Origin of the sequence: Saccharothrix coeruleofusca (assembly GCF_014648515.1) — a bacterium.
GTDB lineage: Bacteria > Actinomycetota > Actinomycetes > Mycobacteriales > Pseudonocardiaceae > Actinosynnema > Actinosynnema coeruleofuscum.
Window position 1 is genome coordinate 115,501 of the sequence record NZ_BMRG01000012.1, and the last position, 26,660, is coordinate 142,160.

Below are 26,660 nucleotides of genomic sequence, written 5' to 3' on the forward strand. Positions count from 1 at the left end.
AACCGGGTGACCGAACGGCCCGCCGCTGTCGATGATCCGCCGATGACCACGTGGACCGTTCAACGAGTGCCGCACGACGGCGCGATCGCCACCGCGCTGGTGCGGCGCTACCTGACCGACATCATCGGCCGCTACTACGGCCGCCCGGCCACCGAGGCGGAAGTGGACCTGGCCATCGCCGAGGACCCCACCGACGACCTGGTGGGCTTCTTCGTCGCCAGTTGGGGCGGGACGCCTCGCGGGTGCGCGGGGTTCCGCCTGGCGCGTCCGGGAGTGGTCGAGTTGAAGCGGCTGTTCGTCGACCCGGCGGTGCGCGGTCGGGGCGGCGGGGCGGTGCTGCTGGCGGAGGTGGAGCGGGCCGCCGCGGCGCTGGGCGCGACGGCGGTGCGCCTGGACACCCGGCACGACCTGGTGGAGGCCCGCGCCCTGTACGCCCGGCAGGGCTACCGCGAGGCGCCCGCCTTCAACGACGCCCGCTACGCCGAGCACTGGTTCGAAAAGCGGCTATAGGGTCCATTAGGGTTCAGTATATCAGCTGTGATCTGTCTCACTTGACAGGTTTCGGGTGTCCCAGTTGAGTAATGACGAAAAGTCGGGCCGCGGATATGAAATGGGGATCAGTCCAGTGGCTTTCGCTGTTGAGTTGACATTTCGCGATGCGCGCCAAGTGCGCAGATCGATTCACCTGGCGCACCGTGAATACTGGCGGCCGCTGGCCGAGCAGGGAGTGCTCGTGGGCACCGGGCCGTGGGCCGACGGGTCCGGAGTGCTGCTGGTGTGCCAGGTGCCGGACGAGGCGGCGGCACGCGACCTGGTGCGCGGCGACCCGTACGTGCGCTCGCAGTCGGTGGCCGAGGTGCGCATCCGGCAGTGGCACGTGCTGCTCGGACTGCCCGACCACGAGCGGGTGCCGTCCCTGGTGCGGCCCCGCGACGGGCGGGGCGCGGAGTCGCGGCCGCGCGAGGCGCTGACCCCGCACGAGCACCGGATCGCGCTGATGATGCTGGAGGGCATGACCAACCGCCAGATCGCCGAGCACTTCTCGGTCTCCACCCGCGCGATCGAGCTGCACATCACCAGGATCTACCGCAAGCTCGACATCGGCCGCCGCGCGCAGCTGGCCGCGGCGATGCCCTGGGGGCAGCGCTCGTACCTCTAGCGCGGCGGTGTGCCGCCGCTCACAGGATTAGGTTTTCCGAGGGGCGCGCCGAATACTCCTACCGGCCAGTAGCTACGACGGTAGGAGTATTCGGTGCGTGCTTTCGCCCTAGTCCTGACCGCCGCCGCAGTGCTCGCGAGCGGGTGCTCCTCCCCGGCAGGCGACGATGCGCGGGTCGAGGCCGGGCCGGGCGTCGGCCAGGACAGCATCGCCCTCGGCGTGCTCACGGACATGACCGGCCCGTTCTCCACCTCGGCGAAGCTCCGGATCACCGCCTACGAGCTGTTCCTGGAGCAGTTGAACGCGCGCGGCGGCGTGTGCGGACGCGAGGTCGAACTGCGCACCGCCGACCACGGCTACGACGTGAACCGGGCGCTGGAGGGCTTCTTCCGCCTCGAACCCGAGGTGCTCGGGTTCATCGACATCACCGGCGCGCCGATGACCGAGGCGCTGGAACCGGAGATCCTGCAGACCCGCGTGTTGGCCGCGCCCGCGTCGTGGTCGGCCAGCCTGCTGGGCAACCCGCACATGATGGTCGTCGGCACCACCTACGACCTCGACGTCATCAACGGCATGGACCACCTGCGCGCCAACGGCGTCATCCGCGACGGCGACACCATCGGGCACATCCACGTCGACAGCGACTACGGCGACAACGGGCTGGAGGGCAGCCAGTTCGCCGCGCAGCAGTGGGGGATGCGGCTGGTGACCAAGTCGGTCGCCGAGACCGACACCGACCTGGCCGAGGAGGTCGCCCAGCTCAGGGCCGCAGGCGCGAAGGCGGTCCTGCTCAGCACCGCGCCGACGCAGACCGCGGTCGCCGTCGGCGTCGCCGCGCAACTGGGCTGGCAGGTGCCGTTCATGGTCAACGCGGTGGGCTACGACCCGCAGATGCTCGACACGCCCGCCGCGCCTGCGGTGCTCAAGCAGGTGCTGGTCGTCTCGCCGATCGCGCCGTTCGCCACCGACCAGCCCGGCCCGCGCGCGGTCGCCGAGGCGTTCGGCAAGGCCCACCCGGACCTGGTGCCCAGCGCGTTCGTGGACCACGGCTACGCCACCGCCACGGCGTTCGCGACCGTGCTGGAGAAGGCTTGCCAGGCCGGTGACCTGACCCGCGACGGGGTGCTGCGCGCCTTCCAGGACACCGCGTCGGTCGACACCGGCGGGCTGACCGGTCCGCTGCGCTTCTCACTGGCGGGCAGGCCCTCCAGCACGCAGTCCTACGTGGCCAGGCCCTCCCGCGACGTGCCCGGCGGGCTGGAGGTGGTGGCGGAGCTGTTCGAGTCCGAGCTGGTGCCGCTCAAGGGCACCCGCGCCCGGTAGTCCCGCCCGGTAGTTTTCGGGCTGGTGACGTGGGGAAACCCGCTGACCATGAGCGACGTCAGCCTGCACGTGCCCGCGCCAGCCGACCAGGTCTTCGCCGTTCTGGCCGACGGGTGGTCCTACGCAGGGTGGGTGGTCGGCGCGTCGCACATCCGCCAGGTGGACTCGACGTGGCCCGCGGTGGGGGCGCGCATCCACCACAGCATCGGGGCGTGGCCGGTGCAGGTGGAGGACGTCTCGACGGTGCGCGCGGTGGAGCCCGAGCGGCTGCTGGAGCTGGAGGCGGGCATGTGGCCGCTGGGGGCGGCCGTGGTGCGGCTGGAGCTGACCGAGGACCCCGGCGGGACGGGGACCACGGTGCGGATGGTGGAAGAGGTCATCAAGGGACCGCTGTCGGTGCTGCCGGAGCCCGTGCAGGCGCTGTTCCTGGCCCCGCGCAACAAGGAGGCGCTGCGCAGGCTCGCCGACCTGGCCGTGCGGCGGGAAGGCGGCTGATCCCGCGAGTCGCGTGTTCGGGCACCGCGAACCGAGCGTTCGCGGTGCCGGAACCGAGCTTCCGGGTAGTAGTTACCGGCCCTCACGAGTGCGGCGGGTAGTACTTGCAGGCGTCATGGGTCAGCGGTAGAGGGCGCGGTGCAGGGACTGGACGGTGAGGCGGTACGCCTCGCCCGCCAGGCCGTTGCGGGCCAGCGCGGCGCGCGCGGCGTTGGCCCCCGGCGCGCCGTGCACGCCCCCGCCGGGGTGGGCCGAGGCGCCCGCCAGGTAGAGCCGGTCGACGGGGGTGTCCGGGCGGCCCAACCCCGGCACCGGCCGGAAGACCAGCTGCTGGTGGATGCCCGCGGTGCCGGAGTTGGTCGACCCCGCCACCAGGGCGCGGTTGCGCTCCTGCAGCTCCTGCGGCCCGTGCACGGCCCTGGCCAGGATCGAGGCCCGGAAGCCGGGCGCGTGCTGCTCGATCACCTGCTCCATCCGGTCCGCCCGCCTGCGCAGCCGGTCGGCGGTCCACGTCTCGCCCCTGGGCACGTGGGTGTAGGCCCACGCGGACTCGGTGCCCTCCGGTGAGCGGGTCGGGTCGGCGGTGGTCATCTGCCCCATGATCAGGAACGGCGTGCGCGGCAGCCGCCCGCAGGCGATCTCGGTGTTGAACGCGGCCAGCCCGTTGAGGTCCCCGCCCACGTGCACGGTCCCCGCGCCGCGCGCTTCCGGCGCGGTCCACGGGATCGGCTTCGACAGCGCCCAGTCCACCTTGATCGTCGCGTCGTCCCACTCGAACTTGGCCAGGTCCGACCGGAACCGCGCGGGCAGGTGCTCCTCCCCGACCATGTCCAGGTACAGCGACGGCGCGGGCACGTCGGCGAGCACGGCCTTGCGCGCCCGCACGAACCCGCCCGCCGCGTCCCGCACGCCCAGCGCCCGGCCGCCCGCCACGACGATCCGCGCCACCGGCCGCCCGCACTGCACCACCCCGCCCAGCCGCCGCACCAGGGCCTCGGCCAGCACGCCCGCGCCGCCCTCGGGCACCGGGTAGCCGACGTCCTGTCCCAGCATGGTCAGCAGCCAGCCGAACGCGGTCCCGCCCGCCTGGTCCGGCCCCAGGTCGGTGTGCATCGCGTTGCCCGCCAGCAGCACCCGCGCGCCCTCGCCCGCGAACCGGTCGTCACCGTAGGCCCGCACCGACTGCACGAACGTCCGCGCGAACCGCAGCGCGTCCGCCGCGCCCAGCGCCCGCAGCAGCCGGGCGCCCGCCCGCACCGGCGGGAACGGCCGCAGCAGCGCGTCCAGCAGGTCGTCGCGAATCCGCTGCCACAGCGCGAACTCCTCCTGCCAGACCTCGCCGTCGCCCGCGCCGAAGGAGTCCAGCGACGCCGCCGTGCGGTCCACGTCCCGCGACAGCAGCACCGCCCGGTCGTCGGGCAGCACGTGCGCCAGCACCTCGGGCGCGTGCCGCCAGCGCAGCCCGTGCCGCTCCAGGTCCAGCCCGGCCAGCACCGGCGAGCCCGCGCCCAGCGGGTAGAACGCGCTGAACACGTCGTTGCGGAACCCCGGCGCGGTCAGCTCCTCGGTGCGCACCGCGCCACCGGGCCGGTCGGCGGCCTCCAGCACCGCCACGTCCCAACCGGCGTCGGCGAGCAGGTTCGCCGCCACCAGCCCGTTGGGCCCCGCCCCGACCACCACCGCGTCGACGGTCTCGCTCACCGGTCTCCTCCCTGGTCCTGGCGGGCCGGGCGACCCCAGCCCAGCCTGCGCCACCGCCGCGCGCCACCCGGCGCGAGCGGTCCCCACGTGCCACGCCCCGCCGCCAGCGCCTCGACGAACTCCTCCAGCGCCGCGCGGGCGTCGTGGCGGGGAGCCCATCCCAGCGCGCGCAGCCGCCCGGTGTCCACCAGCGCGGCGCGGTCGGCCAGGCGCAGCCAGCCGGGGTGCAGCGGCTGCAGACCCACCCGCCAGGTCGGCCAGGCCACCGCGTGCGCCAGCGGCAGCGGCACCGGCACCCGGAACCCGCCGAACGCCCGCGCCAGCTCGTCGGCGTCCAGCACCGGCTCCGAGGCCACGTTGAACGCGCCCACCGCCCGCTCGCGCAGGATCAGCGCGATCGCCCGCGCCACGTCCTGGGCGTGCACCAGCTGCAGCCGCAGCCCGGACCACAGCGGCACCGGCAGCCACCACCGGCCCGCCAGCGAGGCGGGCAGCAGCGGGCTCATGGTCCACCGCTCCACCTCCCCGGCCGCGTCCGGCTGGACCACCGCGCACGGCCGCACCCGTGCCACGTTCGAGTGATCTTGGAGCATCCGCTCCAGCTCGGCCTTCTGCTCGCTGTACGCGCTGCCGGTCACCCCGCCGCACGGCCAGTCCTCGCCCACCCGCTCCCAGCGGCGTCCGGGGGAGTAGGCGGCCACCGACGAGGCGACCACCACGTGCGGCACCCCGGCGCGCTCGGCCGCGCGCAGCACGCGGGCGCTGCCGTCGATGTTGGTGCGCCGCATGGCGGGCTCGTCGGTGCCCGGCTGGATCGCCCACGCCAAGTGCACCACCGCGTCCACCCCGGTGAAAGTCCTGGTCAGCAGATCTTCGGCGGTCGGGTCGCCGAGGTCGCAGCGCACCCAGTGGCCGCTGGCGGGCACCCGCCGGGCGATGCCGACGACGCGGGTGCCCGAACGCGCGCCGAGCACCCGGCGCAGGGCCGTGCCCACGTTGCCGCTGGCACCGGTGACGACGACCTCCATGCCGGTGCTGTACCCCGTTCGGAGCCGGGCAACCACCGGCCGCGCGCCACCGGGCACAATGACCGGCTGTGACGACAGCCATTCACCAGAGGATCGCCGACGAGCTCGGCGTGCGGGCGGGCCAGGTGACCGCCGCCGTCGAGCTGCTCGACGGCGGCGCGACCGTGCCGTTCATCGCCCGCTACCGCAAGGAGGCGACGGGCGCGCTGGACGACGCCCAGCTGCGCTCGCTGGAGGAGCGGCTGGGCTACCTGCGCGAGCTGGAGGACCGCCGCGCCGCGGTGCTGGACTCGATCCGCTCGCAGGGCAAGCTGGACGACGCGCTGGAGGCGCAGATCCTCGCCGCCGAGTCCAAGGCGCGGCTGGAGGACCTGTACCTGCCCTACAAGCCCAAGCGGCGCACCAAGGCGCAGATCGCCCGCGAGCAGGGCCTGGAGCCGCTGGCCGACGGCCTGCTCGCCGACCCGACCCGCGACCCGCAGGAGTTCGCGCGGCAGTTCCTCACCGCCGAGGTCGCCGACCCCGCCGCCGCGCTGCAGGGCGCGCGGGCGATCCTGGTCGAGCGCTTCGGCGAGGACGGCGACCTGATCGGCGAGCTGCGCGAGCGGATGTGGGCGCAGGGCCGGATGACCTCCAAGGTCCGCGAGGGCAAGGAGGCCGACGGCGCCAAGTTCGCCGACTACTTCGACTTCTCCGAGCCGTTCACCAAGCTGCCCTCCCACCGCATCCTGGCGCTGTTCCGCGGGGAGAAGGAGGAGGTGCTCGACCTCGCGCTGGAGCCGGAGCAGGCCCCCGAGACCGGGCCCAGCGGCTACGAGGTGGCCATCGCCGCCAAGTTCGGCATCGACGACCGGGGCCGCCCGGCCGACAAGTGGCTCACCGACACCGTGCGCTGGGCGTGGCGCACCCGCATCCTGGTCCACCTCGGCATCGACCTGCGCGGCAGGCTGCGCCAGTTCGCCGAGGACGAGGCCGTGCGGGTGTTCGCCTCCAACCTGCGCGACCTGCTGCTGGCCGCGCCCGCGGGCACCCGCGCCACGATGGGCCTGGACCCCGGCTTCCGCACCGGCGTCAAGGTGGCCGTGGTCGACGCGACCGGCAAGGTCGTGGACACCGACACGATCTACCCGCACGTGCCCGCCAACCGGTGGGACGAGTCGATCGCCAAGCTCGCGGCGCTGGCGAAGCGGCACTCCGTCGAGCTGATCGCCATCGGCAACGGCACCGCCTCGCGGGAGACCGACAAGCTCGCGGGCGACCTGCTCAAGCGCCACCCCGAGCTCAAGCTGACCAAGGTCGTGGTGTCCGAGGCGGGCGCGTCGGTGTACTCGGCCTCCGCGTTCGCCTCCGCCGAGCTGCCCGGCCTGGACGTGTCGCTGCGCGGCGCGGTGTCCATCGCCCGCCGCCTGCAGGACCCGCTGGCCGAGCTGGTCAAGATCGACCCCAAGTCCATCGGGGTCGGCCAGTACCAGCACGACCTGTCCGAGTCCAAGCTCTCCCGCTCGCTGGACGCGGTGGTCGAGGACTGCGTCAACGCCGTGGGCGTGGACCTCAACACCGCCTCCGCGCCGCTGCTGACCCGCGTCTCGGGCATCACCGCGGGGCTGGCGGAGAACATCGTGCAGCACCGCGACACCCACGGCCCGTTCCGCAGCCGCAAGGCGCTCAAGGACGTGCCGCGCCTGGGCCCCAAGGCGTTCGAGCAGTGCGCGGGCTTCCTGCGCATCCCCAACGGCGACGACCCGCTGGACGCCTCCGCCGTGCACCCCGAGGCCTACCCGGTGGTGCGGCGCATCCAGCAGCGCGCGGGCGACCAGCCGCTGATCGGCAACACCGCGGTGCTCAAGAAGCTGCGGCCGGAGGAGTTCGTCGACGACACCTTCGGCCTGCCGACGGTCACCGACATCCTGCGCGAGCTGGAGAAGCCCGGCCGCGACCCGCGACCGGCGTTCAAGACCGCCACCTTCGCCGACGGCGTGGAGAAGATCGCCGACCTCAAGCCCGGCATGGTGCTGGAGGGCGTGGTCACCAACGTGGCCGCGTTCGGCGCGTTCGTGGACATCGGCGTGCACCAGGACGGCCTGGTGCACATCTCCGCGCTGTCCAACACCTACGTCAAGGACCCGCGCGACGTGGTCAAGTCCGGCGACGTGGTGCGGGTGAAGGTGCTGGAGGTCGACATCCCGCGCAAGCGGATCGGCCTGACCCTGCGGTTGCAGGACGAGCCGGGCCGCAAGCCCAAGGAGCAGCAGCGCGGCGGTGGCGGCGGCAACGGCAAGCCGCGCCAGCAGCAGCGCCCGCAGCGCCAGGAGCGGCCGCCGGTCAACGGCGCGATGGCCGAGGCGCTGCGGCGCGCGGGCCTGAGCTGACCGCTCGCCGTGGCGCGGTCCGACGGGACCGCGCCACGGCGTCGGCCTGCCCCGAAGTGGTGCGCGATCGAGACGCGCCGGTGCTGGCGCGGTCGCCGGGCGGCGAACACCATGGAGGCCGGTGGCTCGACGGCGAGTCGGGGGGTGGCCATGTCGGAGCAGCCGTGCACCCGAGCGGAGCCGGACGCGGTGCCGCCGCCCGGACTCCTGTGGTACCTCACCGAGCCGACCCGCGCCGTGGTGGACATCGGTCAGTACACCGCCGCCCGGCGGCTGCTGCGCGCCGCGCCCAGCGGTGACGGTCACACCGTGCTGGTGCTGCCCGGCCTGGGCACCACCGACAGCGCCACCGCCGTGCTGCGCGGGTTCCTCGCGGGCTTGGGCTACGACGTGCACGGCTGGGGCCTGGGGCGCAACATCGGCCCCTCCGTCCGGGTCGTCGAGGGGCTGAGGCTGCTGCTGCTGTCCCTGGCGCGCGGGGGGAAGGTCAGCCTGGTCGGGTGGAGCCTGGGCGGGGTCTTCGCCCGCGAGCTGGCCCGCCAGTACCCCGACCTGGTGCGGCAGGTGATCACGCTGGGCAGCCCGTACGCCATGCGCGACCTGCGGCAGACCCGCGTCAACCCGGTCTACCAGCTGCTGGCCCGGTTCTACGTGGCGGGCGCGGGCCTGCCGCCGCCCGAGCACACCCGACCGCCGTTCCCGGTGGCCGCCACGTCGGTGTACTCCCGCTCCGACGGCATCGTGGCGTGGCGGACCTGCGTTGAGGAACCCGCGCCGCCGCGCGAGAACGTGGCCGTGGCGTCGAGCCACCTCGGTTACGGCTACAACGCCACCGTGCTGTGGGTGATCGCCGACCGGCTGGCCCAGCGGCACGGCCGCTGGCGGCCGTTCGCCCCGCCGCCCGGCATGGCGCGCATGTTCCCCGCTGCCTGACGCGGCGGGGAAAGATCACCTGAACCGCCCCTTGTGTTGGCCGGTGGTTCACCCCAGGGTTCCGGGCGGCCCGTTCGCTCCACGGCGGGCACCCCCGATCCCGAGAGGTGGAGCATGATCCCTGCACGCACAGCGGTCGCCGCCCTGTCCGCGGCCGTCGCGCTCTCCGCTGCCCTCGTCCACCCCGCGCACGCGGTCTCCGACGCCGAGCTGGCGCTGCGCTGGGCGCCGATCCACTACCAGGACACCGACTCCTCCGACTACGACGCCGACTACCTGTCCACAGTGGACTTCGACGGCGACTGGGACACCGCCAACAACTGGGAGGCGCAGGACGACTCGCCGTCCCGGCTCACCGGCGCGGCGTACTACTCGGTGGTCGAGACCTCGACGCACTGGTTCGTCGTCTACAGCTTCTACCACCCGCGCGACTGGGAGGACTCGCCGGACCCGTTCGAGCTGCACACCCACGAGAACGACATGGAGGGCGTGCTCGCGGTCGTCCGCAAGGACGGCTCGACCCACGGCAGGTTGGAGGGGGTGATCACGGTGGCGCACAGCGACTTCTACTCCTACGTGCCCGCGGGCAGCACCTTCACCGGTGGTCGGGAGAGCGTCGACGGCACCCTGCGGTTGCAGGACCAGCGGCCGACCACCCGGCAGGAGGCCAAGGGGCACGGGCTGTACGCGTGGAACGGCGCGGAATTCCCCGGCGGTGACGGCGTCGTGTACCACCCCGGCACCTCGGCCGAGGTGCCCTCCGGCGGCAACGACCGGTCGGTGGCCTACCGGCTGGTGGACACCTTCGCCCCCGGCGGGCTGTGGGCGCGGCGATCCGACCCGGCGACCTTCGCCGGGTGGGGCACCTTCCGCGGCGACAACGGCAAGGACAACGCCGCCAACACCGCGTGGGGCTGGGACGACGCCAATGACGGCAGCGACCTGCCGCGCGGGCTGCTCGCCACCGACCCCGCCTACCTGGCGTCGGCGTACTTCGCCAACCGAGGCGAGTTCAGCCTGACCTACACGCGCAACGCCTACCGGTGACCACGCGCCCGGTGGCGTCCGCGCGACGCCACCGGGATTACCCTCCGGCAATGACGTTGAGGCTCGACCTGTCCGGACCGGTGGCCGTGCTGACCATCGACCGCCCCGCCAAGCGCAACGCGCTGAGCTTCGAGATGTGGTCCGCCCTGCCCGGCCTGCTCAAGCGCGTCCAGGACGACGACGCGGTGCGCGTGCTGGTCGTCCGGGGCGGCGAGCACTTCTCCGCGGGCGCGGACATCAGCGAGTTCGCCACGCTGCGCCGCGGCGCGGAGGGGGCGGCCCGCTACGGCGAGGCGGTGCACAACGGCGAACGCGCCATCGTCGAGCTGGGCAAGCCCACGATCGCGGCGGTCGCCGGGTTCTGCGTCGGCGGCGGCTGCGAAATCGCGCTGGCCTGCGACCTGAGGGTGGCCGCCGACAACGCCCGGTTCGGCATCACCCCAGCCAAGCTGGGCATCGTCTACAGCCTGACCTCCACCAAGCAGCTGGTGGACGTGGTCGGACCGGCCTGGGCCAAGCAGATCCTGTTCAGCGGGGAGCTCGTCGACGCCGCCACCGCGCTGCGCATCGGCCTGGTGAACGAGGTCGTCGCCGCGGGGCAGCTGGAGGCGCGGGTCGCCGAGCTGGCGTCCACCATCGCCTCGCGGGCGCAGGTGAGCGTGCGGGGCGCGAAGCGGATCGTCGCCCGGATCATGGGCGGCCAGTCCGAGGAGGACGACGCCGTTCGGGCGCTCTACGACGAGGCCGCGCACAGCGCCGAGTACGCCGAGGGCGTCGCGGCGTTCCTGGAGAAGCGGGCGCCCCGCTTCTGAGGCGACTCACCCGATTCCCGCGTTCGGGCCGCGGACATCCGGGGTATCAGGGCGGCATGAGCGAATCAGCCGAACCCCGCATCAACCCCGATCCGCCGTACGCCCCCGGCACGCCGCGGCCGCCCGACCTCGACGTGGACGTGGAGCAGTTCCTCGACGAGGACGAGCGGCGGCGGCACGAGTCGGAGGAGCCGGGCGAGGAGCCGACTTCCTGATCGACCTAGTCGACGTCGTCGGTGTCGCCCGGCCACTCGCCGGTGAGCTTGTCGTAACCGGTGGCGCCGCCCCGGTCGATCGCGGCCTTCACCAGGCCGAAGATCGCGCCCTGGACGGTCGCCGCCAGCAGGACCTCGCCCCACCCGCGATCCCGCTGGGTCGCGGTGGGGGCCACCTTGTCGCCGGTGATCAGCTTCCACACCTGCCGGAACACCGCGCTGGCGGCGAGCCCGCCCAGCACGCTGAACAGCATCCCGATGGGCCGGTAGAGCAGCTTGTTCACGCCCGCCTCCCCCTGGTCAGCTGCCACAGCACCAGCAGCAGCGCCACCACGCCCGCCACCAGCGCCGCAGGGTGGCGGCGGACCGGCGGCGGCAGCGCCCCGGCGGCCTGGCCCGCCACCGCGGTGGCCTTCTCCTTCACCTGCTGTCCCCTCTGCTTCACCTGTTCCACCCGTTCGTGGGCGTTCTCCTTCACCCTCGCGGGTACATCGACCTTGTGCACCAGCGCCTCGACGGTGTCGCCGAGCTCCTGCCGGGTCAGCTCGATGTCGGCCCGCAGCACGTCGGGGTCGTCGGGCAGGTCCCTGCCGCTCATCGGTGCGCCCTCTCGCTCACAGCGGAGATGTCCCGCTTCACGCCTTCGATGGCCTCCTCGGGGATCGGCGGGGTGCCCTTGCGGACCTGCGAGCGGCCCACCAGCGCCAGCACCCCGGCGAGGGCGAACACGCCCGCCGCCACCACGAACGCGGCCAGCCAGGCGGGCAGCACCGTGGCCAGCACCAGCACCAGCCCCGCGATCAGCGACATCACGCCGAACCAGGCCAGCACGCCCGCCCCGCCGAGCAGGCCCGCGCCAGCGCCCACGCGCTTGCCCTTGCTGCGCAGCTCCGCGGCGGCGAGCCGGATCTCCTCCCGCGCCAACCTGCTGACCTGCTCGGACAGCTGGCTGACCAGCTGGGCTGTGGACGGGTCGCGGTCACCGACGGCATGGCTCATGGCCCTCTCCTTCCCTGGTGCCACCTCGACTACCCGGAGCGGGGACTGGTCAACCACCGGGTGTACCGGTCGTGAAGTGGGGAAACCGGGGCACATGCCGCACGCACCCGACACACCCGTGAAGCTGCCCAAGCGGTCCTGGTGGGCCGTGCTCAAGAGGACCGTCAAGGAGTTCCAGGACGACAACCTCACCGACTGGGCCGCCGCGCTGACCTACTACGCCGTCCTGTCGCTGTTCCCCGGCATCCTGCTGCTGACCTCGCTGCTGGGGCTGCTCGGCCCGCAGGCCACGCAGTCCCTGGTGGACAGCCTGCAGGCGCTGGGACCGGGTGGGGGCAAGGACATCCTGATCGGGGCGATCCAGAACCTGCAGGGCTCCGACGCCTCCAGCGTGCTGGCCGTGGTCGGCCTGGTGACCGCCCTGTGGTCGGCCTCGGGCTACATCGGGGCGTTCGTGCGGGCGGCCAACTCGATGTACGACGTCGAGGAGGGCAGGCCGTGGTGGAAGGTGATCCCGCTGCGGCTGGGCCTGACCCTGGCGGTGGTGGTGCTGCTGGCCGCGGTGGCCCTGGGGGTGACGTTGACCGGCGGCGCGGCGGACTGGCTGGGCAACCTGGTGGGGTTGGGGCCGCAGTTCGTGACGGTGTGGGACATCGCCAAGTGGCCGGTGCTGTTCCTGCTGGCCAGCGCGGCGATCGGGCTGTTGTACTGGGCCTCGCCCAACGTGCGGCAGCCCAGTTTCCTGTGGATCACGCCGGGCGGGCTGCTGGCCGTGCTGTTCTGGGTGCTGGCGACGTTCGGGTTCGGCCTCTACGTGGCCAACTTCTCGTCCTACAACAAGACCTACGGCTCGCTGGCGGGCGTGATCATCTTCCTGGTGTGGCTGTGGATCTCGAACGTGGTGCTGCTGCTGGGTGCGGAGCTGGACGCCGAGCTGGAGCGCGGCAGGCGGATGGCCTCCGGGGAGTCGAACGGGGACGACCCGGTGGCCCCGCCGCGCGACACCCGCGCCATGGACGACTGAGCTTCCGGAACACGAGCCCCCGGAACAGCACGCGGGCGGGCACCCGGATGGGTGCCCGCCCGCGTGGCGTCCGGGGTCAGGCCTGCTGGTCGGCCTGCTGCTCGGCGACCTGCTTGCGCACCTCGTCCATGTCGACCTCGCGGGCCTGCTGGATCAGGTCCTCCAGCGCCGACTCGGGCAGCGCGCCGGGCTGGGCGTAGAGCACCACGCCGTCGCGGACGATCATCAGCGTGGGGATGGACCGCACCTGGAACGCCGCCGCGAGCTGCTGCTGGTCCTCGGTGTCGACCTTGCCGAAGACGATGTCCGTGTGCTTCTCGGCCGCCTTGTCGTAGACCGGGGCGAACTGGCGGCACGGGCCGCACCAGGACGCCCAGAAGTCGACCAGGACCATGTCGGAGCCGCCGACCACCTCGTCGAAGTTCTCCGTGGTCAGCTCGACCGTGGCCATAGGTCCTCCTCATGACTCGACTGGGGGTCACCCCCCGGTTACCCCCTCCAACGATACGGACACCGCCACCATTCCCTTCAACAAACTATGGACGTGTTCAACAAATAGTTGTAGCTTCCTGGCGACCCGACGCCAGGAGGTGCCCGTGCTCATCCGCCGGACCGCAGTCACCGCCCTCGTCCTGGGCGCGCTCGTCGCGTGCGGGGCGCAGACCGACTCCCCGCCCGACCAGGGACAGGCCGACGACCTGCCCGCCACCGCCCAGATCCTGCAGGCCGTGACCAAGGACGACGCCCTGGCCGCGCGGCTGCCCGCCGCCGTCGCGCAGGCGGGCACCCTCAAGGTCGGCTCGAACATCCAGAACCCGCCGAACAACTTCTACGCCGCCGACGGCACGACCCCCGTCGGCTCCGAGGTGGACCTGATCAAGGCGGTGGGCGCGAAGCTCGGCCTGCGCGTCGAGCACCAGGACATGGCGTTCAGCTCGCTGATCACCAGCCTGCAGGCGGGCCGCATCGACGTGACCATGGCCGCGATGAACGACACCGCCGAGCGGCAGCGGCAGATCGACTTCGTCGACTACTTCACCTCCGGCATCACGATCATGGTGCAGAAGGGCAACCCCTCGGGCGTCAAGGGGCCCGACGACCTGTGCGGCAAGGCCGTCGCGGTGAACCTGGGCACCAGCCAGGAGGCCTTCGCCAAGGAGCAGAGCGGCAAGTGCGCCCAGGCGGGCAGGGGCGAGGTCACCGTCACCTCGACCGACAGCGACACGCAGAACCAGAACCAGTTGCGCACTGGGCGCGTCGCGGCCATCCTCAACGACCTGCCCACCGCCGTCTACGTCGCCAAGACCGCGGGTGGCGGCGAGTTCTTCGAGGTCGTGCCGGGCACCCCGATCAACGGCGGCCCGTACGGCATCGGCGTCAACAAGAACACCCCGGAGCTGGCCGCCGCCGTCCAGCAGGCGCTGCAGGCCCTGGTCGACGACGGCACCTACGGCAAGATCCTCGACGCGTGGGGCGTCTCCCAGGGCGCGGTCGCGAAGGTGACCCTCAATGGCCGGTGACGAACTCGCGGTGGTCCCCCTGCGGCACTGGGGCCGCTGGGTCGGCGGCGCGGTCATCCTGGCCCTGCTGGGCGCGCTCGGGTACGCGCTGGCCGGGGCGAAGATCGACTACGCGGCGGTGCCGGGCTTCTTCACCCACGACATCATGCTGCGCGGCCTGCTCAACACCGTCGTGCTCGCGGTGGTCGCCCAGCTCGGCGCGATCGTGCTGGGCGTGGGCATCGCGCTGCTGCGCCGCTCGGCCAACCCGGTCGCGCGGTGGTTCGCCGCGGGCTACGTGTGGCTGTTCCGCGGCCTGCCGGTGCTGCTGCAGATCCTGCTGTGGTTCAACCTGGCGCTGGTGTTCGAGAACATCTCGATCCCGCTGCTGTTCCAGGAGAAGACCAACGTCCTGATCACCGCGTTCGTCGCCGCCCTGCTGGGCTTGGGGCTCAACGAGAGCGCCTACATGGCCGAGATCGTGCGCGCGGGCCTGAACAGCGTGGACCACGGCCAGGTCGAGGCCGCCAAGGCGATCGGCATGACGCCCGCGACCACGCTGCGCCGGGTGGTGCTGCCGCAGGCCATGCGGGTGATCATCCCGCCGACCGGCAACAACTTCATCAACATGCTCAAGGGCACCTCGATGGCCTCGGTGATCGGCTTCCTGGAGCTGGTCCACGCGGCCAACAACATCGCCTCGCGCAACCTGCAGATCATGGAGACGCTGCTGGCCGCCGCGGCGTGGTACATGGTCGTGGTCAGCGTGGCCAGCGTCGGCCAGCACTTCCTGGAACGCGCTTACGGCAAGGGGGTGGCGCGATGAGCCTGGTGCGCGCGGTCGGCGTGCGCAAGCGCTTCGGGGGCACCGAGGTGCTGCGCGGCGTCGACCTGGAGGTGGCGCAGGGCCAGGTGGTGTGCCTGCTCGGGCCCTCCGGCGCGGGCAAGTCCACCTTCCTGCGCTGCGTCAACCACCTGGAGACCATCGACGAGGGCCGGATCTGGGTGGACGGCCAGCCGGTCGGGTTCGTCGAGCGCGGCGGCAAGCTGCACGAACTGCGCGAGCGGGACGTGGCCAGGCAGCGCCGCGGCATCGGCATGGTGTTCCAGCGGTTCAACCTGTTCCCGCACCGCACGGCGCTGGAGAACGTGGTCGAGGGGCCGGTGCGGGTGCTGGGCGAGCCCAAGCGGGAGGCGGCCGGGCGGGCGCGGGCGCTGCTGGAGCGGGTCGGCCTGGCCGAGAAGGCGGACGCCTACCCGCACCAGCTCTCCGGCGGCCAGCAGCAGCGCGTGGCCATCGCCCGCGCGCTGGCCATGCGGCCCAAGCTGATGCTGTTCGACGAGCCGACCTCCGCGCTGGACCCGGAGCTGGTGGGGGAGGTGCTGGAGGTGATGGTCGACCTGGCCCGCGAGGGCATGACCATGATCGTGGTCACCCACGAGATCGGCTTCGCCAGGCAGGTCGCCGACGAGGTGGTGTTCCTCGTCGACGGCGCGGTGGTCGAGTCCGGCCCGCCCGCGCGGGTGCTGGAGAATCCGCGCGAACAACGCACGCGGCAGTTCCTCTCGAAGGTGCTCTAGGTGGTCATGCGCATCCCCTCGTCCTACCTCGTCGGGTTCCACGAGCCGGAGGGCTACCTGGACTTCGGCCGGTTCGGGCCGCCCTCCCACGCCGTGGTGGACACCTCCACCCGGTTGCTGGAGCTGTCCGCCGCCGCAGGGCCGTCCACAGTGGACGACCTGATGCGGCAGGAGCTGCGCGCCAGGGCCGCCGCCGCGCGGCTGTGCGGCGGCGACACCGACCACGTGGTGCTGCTGCCCAACACCAGCACCGGCCTGTTCCAGGCCGCGCTGGGGATCACCGGCGAGGTCGTCGTCTCGCGCGCGGAGTTCCCCGCCAACACCTACCCGTGGGTGCGCGCGGGCCGGGCCGGGGTGAACTGGCTGCCGCCCGGCCCGGTCACCCCGGAGGCGGTGCGCGCCGCGCTGACCAGGGGGACCACCGCGGTCTCGGTGAGCGCGGTGGACTTCCGCACCGGCTACCGCGCCGACCTGGCCGCGCTGCGCGAGGTCGTGGGCGACCGGCTGCTGGTGGTGGACGGCATCCAGGGCTTCGGCGTGGTGGACGAGCCGTGGGAGGTCGCCGACGTGCTCGTGGTCGGCGGCCAGAAGTGGCTGCGCGCGGGCTGGTCCACCGGGTTCATGGCGCTGTCGGACCGGGCGCTGGAGCGGCTGGACCCGGTGCTGTCGGGGTGGACCGGCGCGCTGGACGCGGGCCTGTTCGACGACGACGTGCACCCGGTGGCCGAGGGCGCGGCGGCGTGGTCGATCACCAACCTCAGCCCGATCGCGGCGGGCGCGCTGGCCACCGCCCTGGAGCTGGTGGAGCTGGGCGGCGTGCCCGCGATCGGGCAGCGGATCGCCCAGCGGCTCGACGAGCTGACCGAGGTCGTCCGCTCGGCGGGCGGCGAGGTCGTCTCGGCCACCGACCGGCGCGCGGGCATCCTGGCGTTCACCCTGCCCGAGCACCCGGCGTCGGTGGTGGGCGCGGCGCTGGTGGAGGCGGGCGTCACCGCCACGGTGCGGCCCGAGCACGTCCGGCTCACCCCGCACGCCTCGACCACCGACGCCACGGTGGCCCGGTTCGCCGAGGCGCTGCGCGGCCTGCGCCGACCCGCCCCGGCCCCGCCCGCGAGCGACGTGCTCGCCGCGCTCGTCCCCACCGTGAACAGCCTCGCCGACGCGCTCGGACCGGGCACCGAGGTGGTGCTGCACGACCTGGCCAAGCTGCCCAACTCCATCGTGGCCATCGCGGGCGACCTGACCGGCCGCGGCGTCGGCGGCCCGATGACCGACCTGCTGCTGGGCCTGGTGCGCCGCGGCACCACGCAGGACCTCGCCGGGTACGAGACCTACGCCCCCGACGGCCGGGTGATCCGGTCGTCCACGGTGTTCCTGCGCGACTCGCGCGGCGTGGCCGTGGGCTGCCTGTGCGTCAACAGCGACCCCCGGCCCGACGCGCAGGCGGCCGAGCGGCCCCCGGTGTCGGCGGTGGAGGCGTTCCCCGGCGACGTGGACACCCTCCAGCGGCTGCTGGTGGAGCGCGCGGTGGACGCGGTCGGGGTGCCGGTGGAGCTGATGAAGAAGTCGCACAAGTCGCAGGTGGTGCGGGTGCTCGACGAGGCGGGCCTGTTCCTCATCCGGGACTCGGTGGACTACCTGGCGGGGGTCCTCGGCGTCACCCGCTACACCATCTACAACTACCTCAACGAGATCAGGTCCTGACCACGCAGGCAAGTACCACCCGACGTGGCCGAGCGGGCCGGTGACCACTACCCGTGGTGGCGTTCGAGCCCGCCCGCCGCCCGCGAACCCGTCCGGGATCAGCCGCCCTCGTGCACCGCCGCATGGGCCGCGTCACGGGCCGCGTTGGCCTCCTCGTCGGTCAACGTCCGGGTCGGGTGGCGCAGGACCAGCCGCAGCAGCACGTTCACCTGCCCCGGCCGCGCCCCCAGCCGGGCGACGGCCGCGGGCGGCAGGTCGCCCACCGGCGTCCTGCCCAGCACCGCGACCTCCTCCACCAGGTCGCCCAGCACGCCCCGCAGCACGTCGCCGATGGTCTCCGCGTCGGCCTGCGCCGACACCGCCACCGAGATGTCGCGGGAGATCGGCGGATGCCTCGACACCGGCCGGTAGGGCGCCAGGTCCAGCATCTGCGCGGCCACCCTCGGGTCCTCCGAGCGCAGCAGCCGGATGTCCGGGACGCCCTTGCGCAGCATCAGCAGCCGGTCCAGCCCCGCGCCCAGCGCGAGGCCGCGCACGTCGTCGGCCAACCCGGCGCGCCGCAGCACGTGCCGGGCCACCAGGCCGCACTCGGCCACCTCCAGCCACTGCCCGTCCACCAGCACGTCGACCTGGCGGCCCCGCTCGGTGTAGGGGTGGCGGGCCGGGACCGCGCGGTGCCGGGCGCCGGGGAGGACGCCGACCACGGCCTCGACCAGCTCGTCCAGGTCGGCCCGGTGGTGGGAGATCCGCCACAGGTCGAGCTGGTGCGGCGTGCCGGTGTGCACCCGGTCCACCGCGTCACGGCGGTAGACCACGCCGACGCACGCCAGCAGCACGTCGTCCCAGCCGGGTTCGGCGGCCAGCGCCCGCAGCGCGGGCGGCACCATCGCGCTGGTGTGGCTGCGCAGCACCCGGCCGGGACCGGTGTAGCGGGTGTACCGGGCGTCGCGGGTCACCGCGTCCGGCGGATAGCCCAGGTTGGTGTAGTTGTCCTCGACGCCGACCTCCGGATCGGCCCGGAGCACGCGCGGCTCGACGGGCAGGGCGGTCAGGATCTCGTCCAGCAGCAGCTGCATCGCGTGCGGCCCCTGGGCGGGGTCGCTGAGGTCTCGCGGCACGGTCGGTTCCCCTTCGGAAGTGGTGGACGGCTGGGAATCCCCCGAGCCGGTCCGCCACCGGGGACCGCGGTCAGCGCACCCCGACAGCCGGGTCTGCCGGCTGGGGGTGGCCAAATCGACGCGTCACGTGTTCGACGGTAGCAAGGCGGTGGCGCATGATGCACCCATGTTGTCGAGCAAGGGCGAGGACTTCCGGGCCTTCTGGGCCGAGCGCCACCTGTGCACGCTGACCACGATCCGCCGCGACGGGACACCGCACGTGGTGCCGGTCGGCGTCACGCTGGATGTGGAGTCGGCGACAGCGCGGGTGATCTCCTCGCGCGGCTCGCATAAGGTGCGCCAGGTGCTGGCCGCCGGGGAAGCCGGGGCGCTGGTCGCGGTGTGCCAAGTGGACGGACGCCGCTGGTCGACGTTGGAGGGGCGTGCGGTGGTGCGGCAGGACGCGGAGTCGGTGGCCGACGCGGAGCGCCGGTACGCCCAGCGGTACCGCACGCCCCGACCCAACCCCGAGCGGGTGGTCATCGAGATCGCGGTGACCCGGACCCTGGGCAACGTGTGACCGAGCACGTGGTTCGCGTCGTCGGCATCGGCGCGGACGGCTGGGAGGGGCTCGCGCCCGCCGCGCGCGACGAGATCACCCGCGCCGAAGTCCTCATGGGCAGCGCCCGCCAGCTGGACCTGGTGCCGGGCGAGTTCGAGCGGGTGCCGTGGCCGTCGCCGCTGCTGCCCGCCCTGCCGGACCTGCTGCGACGGCACGCGGACCGCCGGGTCTGCGTGCTGGCCAGCGGAGACCCCATGTTCCACGGCATCGGCTCCACGCTGGTGCGGCTGCTGGGCCCCGACCGGGTGCGGGTGTGGCCGCACCCGTCGTCGGTGTCGCTGGCCTGCGCCCGGCTGGGCTGGGCGCTGGACCAGGTCGAGGTGGTCAGCCTGGTCGGCAGGCCCGCGTCGCTGCTGCTGCCGCACCTCCAGCCGCACCGGCGGCTGCTGGTGCTGGGCGGCTCGCCCACCGAGGTGGCCGCGCTGGCCCCGGACGCGCGGCTGACCGTGCTGGAGCAGCTGGGCGGGCCGCGCGAGCGGGTGCACCACGACCCGGCCGACGCCGACCCGCTGCACGTGCTGGCCGTCGAGTGCGGACCGGGTGGGCTGACGCGCGTGCCGGGACTGCCCGACGCGGTGTTCGAGCACGACGGGCAGCTGACCAAGCGCGAGGTGCGGGCGATCACCATGGCGCTGCTCGCGCCCCGGCCCGGTGAGCTGCTGTGGGACGTCGGCGCGGGAGCCGGGAGCATCGCCGTCGAGTGGTGCCGCACCCATCCGAGCTGCCGCGCCATCGCCGTCGAGCGCGACCCGGAGCGCGCCGCGCGGATCGGCCGCAACGCCTCGGCCCTGGGCGTGCCGGGCATCCGCGTGGTCGTCGGCCGGAGCCCGCAGGTGCTCGACTTCGAGCGGCCCGACGCGGTCTTCATCGGCGGCGGGCTGACCGCGCCCGGCGTGGTGGAGCGCTGCTGGGCGGCCCTGGGCGCGGGCGGGCGGCTGGTGGCCAACGCGGTCACCCTGGAGTCCGAGGCCGTGGTGGCGCGCTGGCACGCCGAGCTGGGCGGGGAGCTGACCCGCGTCGCGGTGAGCCGGGGCGCGCCGGTCGGGGGGTTCACCGGCTGGCGACCGCACATGCCCGTGACCACGTGGGCCGTGACGAAGGAGAGCGAGTGACCGTCCACTTCATCGGTGCCGGACCCGGCGCGGCCGACCTGCTGACCGTGCGGGCCGTGCGGCTGATCGAGGCGTCCCCGGTGTGCCTGTACGCGGGCGCGCTGGTGCCCGTCGAGGTGCTGGCGCACTGCCCGCCGGGCGCGCGCCAGGTGGACACCGCCAACCTGGCGCTGGACGAGATCGTGGCCGAGCTGGCGGCGGCGCACGAGGCGGGCCACGACGTGGCGCGGCTGCACTCGGGCGACCCGTCGGTGTTCAGCGCCGTGGCCGAGCAGATGCGCAGGCTGGACGCGCTGGGCATCCCCTACGACGTGACGCCGGGCGTGCCCGCGTTCGCCGCCGCGGCGGCCTCGCTCAAGCGCGAGCTGACCGTGCCCGGCGTGGGGCAGACCGTGGTGCTGACCCGCACCTCCGCCCGCGCCACGCCGATGCCGCCGGGGGAGGACCTGGCGTCGCTGGGGCGGACCGGGGCCACCCTGGTGCTGCACCTGGCCGTGCAGCGGATCACCGAGGTGGTCGCCGAGCTGGTGCCCCACTACGGCGCGGACTGCCCGGTGGCCGTGGTGGCGCGAGCCAGCCGGGCGGACGAGCTGGTGCTGCGCGGCACCCTGGCCGACATCGCCGAGCAGGTGCTCGCGGCCGGGGTGAAGCGGACGGCGGTCATCGTCGTGGGCCGCGTCCTGGCCGCCGAGGGCTTCCCCGACAGCCACCTGTACTCGGCGGCCAGGTGCAGGACGTGACCCCGTCCCGGTCAGGCGCGGCCGACGATGCCGCCCGCGCGGTCGATCACGATGACGTCCACGGCGACGGGGGAGCCCCTGAGGACGCCCTCGGCGGTGGCCTTCGCGCCCGCGGCGACCATGTCGCCCAAGGGCACGCCCGCCTCCTGGCACAGCTGCAGCGCGCCCAGCGCGGTGTTGGCGCCGCGCACCGCCTCGGCCAGCTCCGGCGGCACCAGGGAGGCCAGGTAGTCGTGGTTGACCTGGGAACGCCCCGAGTGCAGGTCCAGGTGGCCGTCGGCGAGCTTGGACAGCTTGCCGATGCCGCCCGCGATGGTCAGCCGGTCCACCGGGTGCCGCTTGAGGTACTTCAGCACCGCGCCCGCGAAGTCGCCCATGTCCAGCAGCGCGTCCTCGGGCAGGCCGTGCACCTGCGCCGCCACTTTCTCCGACGTGCTGCCGGTGCACCCGGCCACGTGGTGGTAGCCCGCCGCGCGAGCCACGTCGATGCCGCGCCGGATGCTGTCGATCCACGCCGAGCACGAGTACGGCACCACCACCCCGGTGGTGCCCAGGATGGACAGCCCGCCCAGGATGCCCAGCCGGGGGTTCCAGGTCCGCTTGGCCAGCTCCTCGCCGTGCTCCACGGACACCTCGACCACCACGTCCCCGGTGCCGCCGTGCGCCGCGGCCACCCGCGCCACGTGCTCGCGCATCATCCGCCGGGGCACCGGGTTGATCGCGGGCTCGCCCACCGGCAGCGGCAGGCCCGGCTTGGTCACCGTGCCCACGCCCGGCCCGGCCCGGAACACCACGCCCGTGCCGGGTTCGCCGTGCCGGACGGTCACGCTGACCAGCGCGCCGTGCGTGACGTCCGGGTCGTCGCCCGCGTCCTTGACCACCGCCGCCGTCGCCTGGCCTCCGCGCAGCTCCTCGCGCGCCAGGGCGAACTCCGGCGTGCGCCCCTTGGGCAGCTCGACGCGCACCGGGTCGGGGAACTCGCCGGTGAGCAGCGCGGTGTAGGCGGCCGTGGTCGCCGCCGTGGCGCAGGCCCCGGTGGTCCAGCCGTAGCGCAGGTTCTTGCTCACGACGCCAGGATGCAACAGCCGTGAGGACCGTGCTGGTGCTGGGTGGCACGGGGGAGGCGCGCGCCCTGGCGGCGGCGTTGAGGGATGTGCGGGTGATCTCCTCGCTGGCGGGCCGGGTGGCCAACCCGAGGCTGCCCGTCGGCGAGGTGCGCGTCGGCGGCTTCGGCGGTGTGCCCGGCCTGGTGGCCTACCTGCGCGCCGAGCGGGTGGACGCGGTGGTGGACGCGACGCACCCGTTCGCCGGGCGCATCACCGCCAACGCCGCGGCGGCCACCGCCGAGCTGGGCCTGCCGCTGCTGGTGCTGCGCAGACCCGGCTGGACCCCGGAGGAGGGCGACCGCTGGACGTGGGTGGACTCGGTTCCCGAGGCGGCCCGCGCGGTGGCCGGGCGACGCGCGTTCATCACCACCGGGCGGCAGGAGCTGGCCGCGTTCACCGGTGGCGTGGCGCGCACCGTCGACCCGCCCGACCCGCCGGTGCCCGGTGTCGAGGTGCTGCTCGACCGCGGTCCCTACACCGTGGCGGGCGAGCTGGACCTGATGCGGCGGCACCGCGTGGAGGTGCTGGTGACCAAGGACAGCGGCGGCCCGATGACCGGGGCGAAGCTGGTCGCGGCGCGTCACCTCGGCCTGCCGGTGGTGCTGGTGCGCCGCCCGCCACTGCCCTCGGGGGTGCCCGTCGCGGAGACCGTGGCGCAGGCGCTGGCGTGGCTCACGCGGGGTAGCGGCGCGGGGTGAACACCGCGCCGCGCGGGGTGAGCGTGGTCTGCGAGGAGCCGACCAGCAGCAGGCACCGCATGTCCACTGTGGACGGATCGAGGTCGGCCAGGCGCACCACGCGCACCGACTCCTCGGGGCCGCCCACGTCCCGGCCGACCACCACCGGCGTGTCCGGCGACCGGTGCGCCAGCAGCAGGTCCCGCGCCGCGCCCACCTGCCAGGTGCGGCTGCGCGAGGCCGGGTTGTACAGCGCCAGCACCAGATCGGCCCTGGCCGCGGCCTCCAGCCGCTCGGCGATCACCGACCACGGCTTGAGCCGGTCCGACAGCGACACCACGCAGTAGTCGTGGCCCAGCGGCGCGCCCACCCTGCTGGCCACCGCGTGCGCGGCGGTCAGGCCCGGCAGCACGCGCACCGGCACGTCGGCGAACTGCTCCTCGGCGGCCACCTCCAGCACGGCGCTGGCCATCGCGAACACGCCGGGGTCGCCGGAGGACACCACGGCCACCCGCCTGCCGCGCTTGGCCAGGTCCAGGGCGAACGCCGCCCGCTCCGACTCGACCTTGTTGTCCGAGAGGTGCTTGCGCTGCCGCGGGTTGTCCGGCACCCGGTTCAGGTAGGTCACGTAGCCCACCAGGTCGTCGGCGGCGGCCAGCGCCGCGCGCGCCTCGGGGGTCAGCCATTCCGGTCCGGCCGGGCCCAGCCCGACCACCACGACCTCACCGCCGTGCCGCGCGGTCGGGCGGGGTTTGCTGGGCAGCAGCGCCAAGGAGAAGTACGGCACCTCGTCGGGGTCCACTTCGGACAGCGGTGCGGTGCGCTGCGCACCCGTGGTGGCGCGCTCCACGTACCACGCCTCGTCCAGCCGCCCCGCCTTCTCCAGCGCCGCGCGGACGTTGGGGAAGGTCCGGCCCAGCTTCATCACGGCCACCGGGTCGCCGCCGGACAGGTGCTCGGCCAGCGCGTCCGGTGACAGCGTGCCGGGCAGCACGGTCAGCACCTCGTCCCGCTCCACCAAGGGCTTGCCGATCACCGCGGCCCCGGCGCTCACCGACGTCACACCGGGCACCACCTCGGTCGGGTACCGGTGCGCCAGCCGCTTGTGCAGGTGCATGTAGGAGCCGTAGAAGAACGGATCGCCCGCGGCCAGCACCACCACGTCGCGCCCGGCGTCCAGGTGAGCGGCCAGCCGCGCCGCGCACTCCTCGTAGAAGGCGTCGATCTCGCCCTGGTAGTCGTCGGAGTCCTCGGTGGTGACCGGGTAGACCAGCTGCTCCTCGACCTGGCCCGCGCGCAGGTACGGCTCGGCGATGCGGCGCGCCACGCTGCGGCCGTGCCGCGCGCTGTGGAACACCACCACGTCGGCCTCGCCGATCAGCCGGGCCGCCTTGACGGTCACCAGTTCCGGGTCGCCGGGCCCCACGCCGACCCCGTACAGCCTGCCGGTCATTCTTCCTCGCTCGCGATCGCGTTGATGGCCGCGGCGGTGATGGCGCTGCCGCCGCGCCTGCCCAGCACCGCCAGGTGCTCCAGGCCGAGTTCGTTGTCGGCCAGCGCCTGCTTGGACTCGGCGGCGCCGATGAAGCCCACCGGGATGCCCAGCACGGCCGCGGGCCTCGGCGCGCCCGCGGCGATCAGGTCGAGCAGGTGGAACAGCGCGGTGGGCGCGTTGCCGATGGCCACCACCGCGCCGTCCAGCTTCTCGCCCCACAGCTCCAGGGCGGCGGCGCTGCGGGTGTTGCCCAGCTGCTCGGCCAGCGCGGGCACCCGAGGGTCGCCCAGCGTGCACAGGACCTCGTTGTCGGCGGGCAGCCTGCGCCGCGTCACGCCCGCGGCGACCATCTGCGCGTCGCACAGGATCGGCGCGCCGCCCAGCAGCGCCTCCCGCGCCTCGCGCACGACACCGGGGGAGTAGGCCAGGTCGTCGACCAGATCGACCATGCCGCAGGCGTGGATCATCCGCACCGCGACCCGCGCGACGTCCTCGGGCAGGCCGCTCAGGTCGGCCTCGGCGCGGATGGTGGCGAAGGACCGGCGGTAGATCTCCGCGCCGTCCTTGACGTAGCTGGTCACCTGATCTCCTCGTACCCGTCGCCGGTCGCGACGAACTCCACCACCTGGCCCGCCGGGCGACCGCACCGGCGGGCGCAGCCCGACCAGTGCGCCGGACCCGAGCCCTGGCGCGCGGCGACCCACCTGGCCGCGTCCGCGCGCACGTCGGCCAGCGACTTCGCGCAGCCCGGCCGCCCGGTGCACGCGCTGACCCCGTGCCACGGCGAGGCCGGGTCGGTGATCAGACCGGTCGTGTCCGCCCCTGCGGGCAGCACCAGGCTGCGCCACGGCGTGACCCGCACCGGAGTGCCCGCCAGCAGGCGGGCGTCCAACCGTCCCAGCGGCACCCCCGCCACCACCCGGTCGCCCACCGGTCCCGGTGCGACCGGGATCACAGCGGTGTCGACCGGTTCGCCGCGCCGACCACCGATGGCGTCCGTGATGTCGGCCACACCACCGTCCACTTCGGACAAGCGCCAGGCCGTGCCGCGGATCTCCTGGAACCGCTCCGCCGCCGCGACGACCGCCGCCACGGGATCGGTCACGCGCAGTCCGCAGTCGCGGCCCGCCAGCAGCAGGGCGTCACCCACCAGGCCGACATCGCCCCCCAGACCCGCGACCGCCTCGCCCACCGTGACCAGGAACCGGCCGGGCAACTGGGCCAGTCCGGGCACCGCGCACAGCGCCCGGTCGATCTCGTCGACCAGCGCCTGGTTGTCCTCCAGCGGCGCGGCGACGATGTTGCGCATCCGCTCGTGGGTTCGCGACGGCAGCAGGCCGACCTCGGCCAGCCGTGCGCCCAACTCGTGCTCCGCTCCCGGCGGCAAGCCTCTGACCTGCAAGTTCGCTCGGGAGGTCAGCTCGATCCAGCCGTCCCCCAGTTCCAGCGCGGCCAGCCGCACGGCGTCGAACCGGCGCGCGTCGAGGGTGCCGCCCGGCACCCTGATCCGGGCCAGCCCGCCATCCGCCGCGAGGTGCACGTCAATCGCGCCAGGGCAGGCGTCGGGGCGCACTCGATCAGCGGACATGGTCTGGACTCTAACTGGCGATCACATCGCCCCCCGCATCCGGACAACCCGCCCACTCCCAGTGCCACCCGCCTATGGGCGTGTCGGGCGTGTCGCCCCCGCGAGTCGAACGCTCAGGCACCGCGAATTCAACATTCGCGCACCCCGACCCGCACTTTCGCGCCCTGCGCGGCGCTTCCCCCACACCTCGGGTAGTAGTTACCGGCCTCCCCGGCCCCGTCGGGTAGTACTTGCCGACCGTCCTTGACCCACCCCAACGACGAACTCAGGGGTCCTGAGCGTTCGACTCGCGGTACCTGAGCGTTCGACTCGCGGTACCTGAGCGTTCGACTCG

The 26,660-nt window shown here is 73.7% G+C and carries 29 protein-coding genes; 18 read left to right on the plus strand and 11 right to left on the minus strand.

Annotated elements, in window-relative coordinates; genetic code table 11:
- The first annotated feature begins 42 nt into the window (after positions 1-42).
- From IEZ00_RS25405 to IEZ00_RS25420, 4 genes are all read left to right on the plus strand, one after another.
- A complete protein-coding gene (locus IEZ00_RS25405) occupies positions 43-510 on the plus strand; it encodes a GNAT family N-acetyltransferase (RefSeq protein ID WP_189225847.1) in 468 nt (155 codons plus the stop codon).
- A 157-nt stretch (positions 511-667) separates the two neighbouring features.
- A complete protein-coding gene (locus IEZ00_RS25410) occupies positions 668-1,159 on the plus strand; it encodes a LuxR C-terminal-related transcriptional regulator (RefSeq protein WP_229796074.1) in 492 nt (163 codons plus the stop codon).
- A 93-nt stretch (positions 1,160-1,252) separates the two neighbouring features.
- Positions 1,253-2,482 (plus strand): ABC transporter substrate-binding protein, encoded by a 1,230-nt coding sequence (locus IEZ00_RS25415; RefSeq protein ID WP_189225849.1) that lies wholly within the window; start codon positions 1,253-1,255, stop codon positions 2,480-2,482.
- Between the two features lie 48 nt (positions 2,483-2,530).
- Positions 2,531-2,977, plus strand: coding sequence for an SRPBCC family protein (locus IEZ00_RS25420; RefSeq protein WP_189225850.1), 447 nt, complete (start codon positions 2,531-2,533; stop codon positions 2,975-2,977).
- A gap of 120 nt (positions 2,978-3,097) precedes the next feature.
- Here the strand turns inward: IEZ00_RS25420 and IEZ00_RS25425 are convergent, their stop codons facing one another.
- Entirely contained in the window at positions 3,098-4,678 is a 1,581-nt protein-coding gene (locus IEZ00_RS25425; RefSeq protein WP_189225851.1) for a phytoene desaturase family protein, read from the minus strand.
- Positions 4,675-5,706 carry an NAD-dependent epimerase/dehydratase family protein gene (locus tag IEZ00_RS25430; protein ID WP_189225852.1) on the minus strand — a complete coding sequence of 344 codons (1,032 nt, stop codon included), beginning with the start codon at positions 5,704-5,706 and terminating at the stop codon, positions 4,675-4,677. The genes IEZ00_RS25425 and IEZ00_RS25430 overlap by 4 nt, the downstream gene beginning before the upstream one ends.
- A 68-nt stretch (positions 5,707-5,774) precedes the next feature.
- Between IEZ00_RS25430 and IEZ00_RS25435 the strand changes: the two genes are divergently transcribed.
- From IEZ00_RS25435 to IEZ00_RS25455, 5 genes are all read left to right on the plus strand, one after another.
- Positions 5,775-8,075: a Tex family protein gene (locus IEZ00_RS25435; protein ID WP_189225853.1), complete on the plus strand. Its 2,301-nt coding sequence runs from the start codon at positions 5,775-5,777 to the stop codon at positions 8,073-8,075.
- Between the two features lie 150 nt (positions 8,076-8,225).
- The gene (locus IEZ00_RS25440) at positions 8,226-9,008 is read left to right on the plus strand and encodes a lipase family alpha/beta hydrolase (protein WP_189225854.1); all 783 of its coding nucleotides are present in this window, start codon (positions 8,226-8,228) and stop codon (positions 9,006-9,008) included.
- A 114-nt stretch (positions 9,009-9,122) separates the two neighbouring features.
- Positions 9,123-10,055, plus strand: a complete 933-nt coding sequence (locus IEZ00_RS25445; RefSeq protein WP_189225855.1) for a hypothetical protein — start codon at positions 9,123-9,125, stop codon at positions 10,053-10,055.
- Positions 10,056-10,105: 50 nt separating this feature from the next.
- Positions 10,106-10,867, plus strand: a complete 762-nt coding sequence (locus IEZ00_RS25450; protein ID WP_189225856.1) for an enoyl-CoA hydratase/isomerase family protein — start codon at positions 10,106-10,108, stop codon at positions 10,865-10,867.
- 56 nt (positions 10,868-10,923) lie between these two features.
- Positions 10,924-11,082, plus strand: a complete 159-nt coding sequence (locus tag IEZ00_RS25455) for a hypothetical protein (RefSeq protein WP_189225857.1) — start codon at positions 10,924-10,926, stop codon at positions 11,080-11,082.
- Positions 11,083-11,087: 5 nt separating this feature from the next.
- Here IEZ00_RS25455 and IEZ00_RS25460 read toward each other — a convergent pair whose 3' ends face one another.
- From IEZ00_RS25460 to IEZ00_RS25470, 3 genes are read right to left on the minus strand one after another with little or no spacing between them, the layout of a single operon-like run.
- Positions 11,088-11,366 (minus strand): DUF4235 domain-containing protein, encoded by a 279-nt coding sequence (locus IEZ00_RS25460; protein ID WP_229796075.1) that lies wholly within the window; start codon positions 11,364-11,366, stop codon positions 11,088-11,090.
- Positions 11,363-11,680, minus strand: coding sequence for a DUF3618 domain-containing protein (locus IEZ00_RS25465; protein ID WP_189225858.1), 318 nt, complete (start codon positions 11,678-11,680; stop codon positions 11,363-11,365). The genes IEZ00_RS25460 and IEZ00_RS25465 overlap by 4 nt, the downstream gene beginning before the upstream one ends.
- On the minus strand, positions 11,677-12,081 hold the full coding sequence (locus tag IEZ00_RS25470; RefSeq protein ID WP_189225859.1) for a phage holin family protein: 405 nt from the start codon (positions 12,079-12,081) through the stop codon (positions 11,677-11,679). The genes IEZ00_RS25465 and IEZ00_RS25470 overlap by 4 nt, the downstream gene beginning before the upstream one ends.
- Positions 12,082-12,175: 94 nt before the next feature.
- On the opposite strand from IEZ00_RS25470, the gene IEZ00_RS25475 reads away from it, so the two are divergent.
- Complete coding sequence (locus IEZ00_RS25475; RefSeq protein ID WP_189225860.1) at positions 12,176-13,105, plus strand: YihY/virulence factor BrkB family protein; 930 nt, start codon at positions 12,176-12,178, stop codon at positions 13,103-13,105.
- 76 nt (positions 13,106-13,181) lie between these two features.
- On the opposite strand, the gene trxA is transcribed toward IEZ00_RS25475, so the two are convergent.
- Positions 13,182-13,556 carry a thioredoxin gene (gene trxA, locus IEZ00_RS25480; RefSeq protein WP_189225861.1) on the minus strand — a complete coding sequence of 125 codons (375 nt, stop codon included), beginning with the start codon at positions 13,554-13,556 and terminating at the stop codon, positions 13,182-13,184.
- Between the two features lie 139 nt (positions 13,557-13,695).
- Here trxA and IEZ00_RS25485 point away from each other — a divergent pair, with 139 nt between their 5' ends.
- Genes IEZ00_RS25485 through IEZ00_RS25500 form a run of 4 tightly spaced genes read left to right on the plus strand, consistent with a single transcriptional unit; the run spans position 13,696 to position 17,889 of the window.
- A complete protein-coding gene (locus IEZ00_RS25485; protein WP_372448472.1) occupies positions 13,696-14,625 on the plus strand; it encodes an ABC transporter substrate-binding protein in 930 nt (309 codons plus the stop codon).
- The gene (locus tag IEZ00_RS25490; RefSeq protein WP_189225863.1) at positions 14,615-15,430 is read left to right on the plus strand and encodes an amino acid ABC transporter permease; all 816 of its coding nucleotides are present in this window, start codon (positions 14,615-14,617) and stop codon (positions 15,428-15,430) included. The genes IEZ00_RS25485 and IEZ00_RS25490 overlap by 11 nt, the downstream gene beginning before the upstream one ends.
- Positions 15,427-16,185, plus strand: a complete 759-nt coding sequence (locus IEZ00_RS25495; RefSeq protein WP_189225864.1) for an amino acid ABC transporter ATP-binding protein — start codon at positions 15,427-15,429, stop codon at positions 16,183-16,185. The genes IEZ00_RS25490 and IEZ00_RS25495 overlap by 4 nt, the downstream gene beginning before the upstream one ends.
- Before the next feature lie 6 nt (positions 16,186-16,191).
- Positions 16,192-17,889 carry an aminotransferase class V-fold PLP-dependent enzyme gene (locus IEZ00_RS25500; RefSeq protein ID WP_189225935.1) on the plus strand — a complete coding sequence of 566 codons (1,698 nt, stop codon included), beginning with the start codon at positions 16,192-16,194 and terminating at the stop codon, positions 17,887-17,889.
- A 98-nt stretch (positions 17,890-17,987) separates the two neighbouring features.
- On the opposite strand, the gene srmL is transcribed toward IEZ00_RS25500, so the two are convergent.
- Complete coding sequence (srmL, locus tag IEZ00_RS25505) at positions 17,988-19,007, minus strand: PheS-related mystery ligase SrmL (protein ID WP_229796077.1); 1,020 nt, start codon at positions 19,005-19,007, stop codon at positions 17,988-17,990.
- A gap of 166 nt (positions 19,008-19,173) precedes the next feature.
- Between srmL and IEZ00_RS25510 the strand changes: the two genes are divergently transcribed.
- Genes IEZ00_RS25510 through cobM form a run of 3 tightly spaced genes read left to right on the plus strand, consistent with a single transcriptional unit; the run spans position 19,174 to position 21,460 of the window.
- Positions 19,174-19,566: a pyridoxamine 5'-phosphate oxidase family protein gene (locus tag IEZ00_RS25510; protein ID WP_189225865.1), complete on the plus strand. Its 393-nt coding sequence runs from the start codon at positions 19,174-19,176 to the stop codon at positions 19,564-19,566.
- Complete coding sequence (gene cbiE, locus IEZ00_RS25515) at positions 19,563-20,720, plus strand: precorrin-6y C5,15-methyltransferase (decarboxylating) subunit CbiE (RefSeq protein WP_229796078.1); 1,158 nt, start codon at positions 19,563-19,565, stop codon at positions 20,718-20,720. The genes IEZ00_RS25510 and cbiE overlap by 4 nt, the downstream gene beginning before the upstream one ends.
- On the plus strand, positions 20,717-21,460 hold the full coding sequence (cobM, locus tag IEZ00_RS25520) for a precorrin-4 C(11)-methyltransferase (protein WP_189225866.1): 744 nt from the start codon (positions 20,717-20,719) through the stop codon (positions 21,458-21,460). The genes cbiE and cobM overlap by 4 nt, the downstream gene beginning before the upstream one ends.
- 11 nt (positions 21,461-21,471) lie before the next feature.
- Here cobM and IEZ00_RS25525 read toward each other — a convergent pair whose 3' ends face one another.
- A complete protein-coding gene (locus IEZ00_RS25525; protein ID WP_189225867.1) occupies positions 21,472-22,527 on the minus strand; it encodes a cobalt-precorrin-5B (C(1))-methyltransferase in 1,056 nt (351 codons plus the stop codon).
- Positions 22,528-22,547: 20 nt separating this feature from the next.
- Here IEZ00_RS25525 and IEZ00_RS25530 point away from each other — a divergent pair, with 20 nt between their 5' ends.
- Positions 22,548-23,264: a cobalt-precorrin-6A reductase gene (locus IEZ00_RS25530; protein ID WP_189225868.1), complete on the plus strand. Its 717-nt coding sequence runs from the start codon at positions 22,548-22,550 to the stop codon at positions 23,262-23,264.
- Here the strand turns inward: IEZ00_RS25530 and IEZ00_RS25535 are convergent.
- Genes IEZ00_RS25535 through IEZ00_RS25545 form a run of 3 tightly spaced genes read right to left on the minus strand, consistent with a single transcriptional unit; the run spans position 23,239 to position 26,326 of the window.
- Positions 23,239-24,696, minus strand: coding sequence for a precorrin-2 C(20)-methyltransferase (locus IEZ00_RS25535; protein ID WP_189225869.1), 1,458 nt, complete (start codon positions 24,694-24,696; stop codon positions 23,239-23,241). The genes IEZ00_RS25530 and IEZ00_RS25535 overlap by 26 nt on opposite strands.
- On the minus strand, positions 24,693-25,319 hold the full coding sequence (locus IEZ00_RS25540; protein WP_189225870.1) for a precorrin-8X methylmutase: 627 nt from the start codon (positions 25,317-25,319) through the stop codon (positions 24,693-24,695). Before IEZ00_RS25540 ends, IEZ00_RS25535 begins: the two co-directional genes overlap by 4 nt.
- On the minus strand, positions 25,316-26,326 hold the full coding sequence (locus tag IEZ00_RS25545) for a ferredoxin-like domain-containing protein (protein WP_189225871.1): 1,011 nt from the start codon (positions 26,324-26,326) through the stop codon (positions 25,316-25,318). Before IEZ00_RS25545 ends, IEZ00_RS25540 begins: the two co-directional genes overlap by 4 nt.
- Between the last annotated feature and the right edge of the window lie 334 nt (positions 26,327-26,660).

Coding starts and splice junctions, on each gene's coding strand:
- IEZ00_RS25490 (WP_189225863.1), top strand. CDS start 14,615: ATGGCCGGTGACGAACTCGCGGTGGTCCCCCTGCGGCACTGGGGCCGC.
- IEZ00_RS25465 (WP_189225858.1), bottom strand. CDS start 11,680: ATGAGCGGCAGGGACCTGCCCGACGACCCCGACGTGCTGCGGGCCGAC.
- IEZ00_RS25450 (WP_189225856.1), top strand. CDS start 10,106: ATGACGTTGAGGCTCGACCTGTCCGGACCGGTGGCCGTGCTGACCATC.
- IEZ00_RS25440 (WP_189225854.1), top strand. CDS start 8,226: ATGTCGGAGCAGCCGTGCACCCGAGCGGAGCCGGACGCGGTGCCGCCG.
- IEZ00_RS25430 (WP_189225852.1), bottom strand. CDS start 5,706: ATGGAGGTCGTCGTCACCGGTGCCAGCGGCAACGTGGGCACGGCCCTG.
- IEZ00_RS25510 (WP_189225865.1), top strand. CDS start 19,174: ATGTTGTCGAGCAAGGGCGAGGACTTCCGGGCCTTCTGGGCCGAGCGC.
- IEZ00_RS25495 (WP_189225864.1), top strand. CDS start 15,427: ATGAGCCTGGTGCGCGCGGTCGGCGTGCGCAAGCGCTTCGGGGGCACC.
- IEZ00_RS25535 (WP_189225869.1), bottom strand. CDS start 24,696: ATGACCGGCAGGCTGTACGGGGTCGGCGTGGGGCCCGGCGACCCGGAA.
- IEZ00_RS25405 (WP_189225847.1), top strand. CDS start 43: ATGACCACGTGGACCGTTCAACGAGTGCCGCACGACGGCGCGATCGCC.
- IEZ00_RS25470 (WP_189225859.1), bottom strand. CDS start 12,081: ATGAGCCATGCCGTCGGTGACCGCGACCCGTCCACAGCCCAGCTGGTC.
- IEZ00_RS25475 (WP_189225860.1), top strand. CDS start 12,176: ATGCCGCACGCACCCGACACACCCGTGAAGCTGCCCAAGCGGTCCTGG.
- trxA (WP_189225861.1), bottom strand. CDS start 13,556: ATGGCCACGGTCGAGCTGACCACGGAGAACTTCGACGAGGTGGTCGGC.
- IEZ00_RS25420 (WP_189225850.1), top strand. CDS start 2,531: ATGAGCGACGTCAGCCTGCACGTGCCCGCGCCAGCCGACCAGGTCTTC.
- IEZ00_RS25445 (WP_189225855.1), top strand. CDS start 9,123: ATGATCCCTGCACGCACAGCGGTCGCCGCCCTGTCCGCGGCCGTCGCG.
- IEZ00_RS25455 (WP_189225857.1), top strand. CDS start 10,924: ATGAGCGAATCAGCCGAACCCCGCATCAACCCCGATCCGCCGTACGCC.
- IEZ00_RS25500 (WP_189225935.1), top strand. CDS start 16,192: ATGCGCATCCCCTCGTCCTACCTCGTCGGGTTCCACGAGCCGGAGGGC.
- IEZ00_RS25545 (WP_189225871.1), bottom strand. CDS start 26,326: ATGTCCGCTGATCGAGTGCGCCCCGACGCCTGCCCTGGCGCGATTGAC.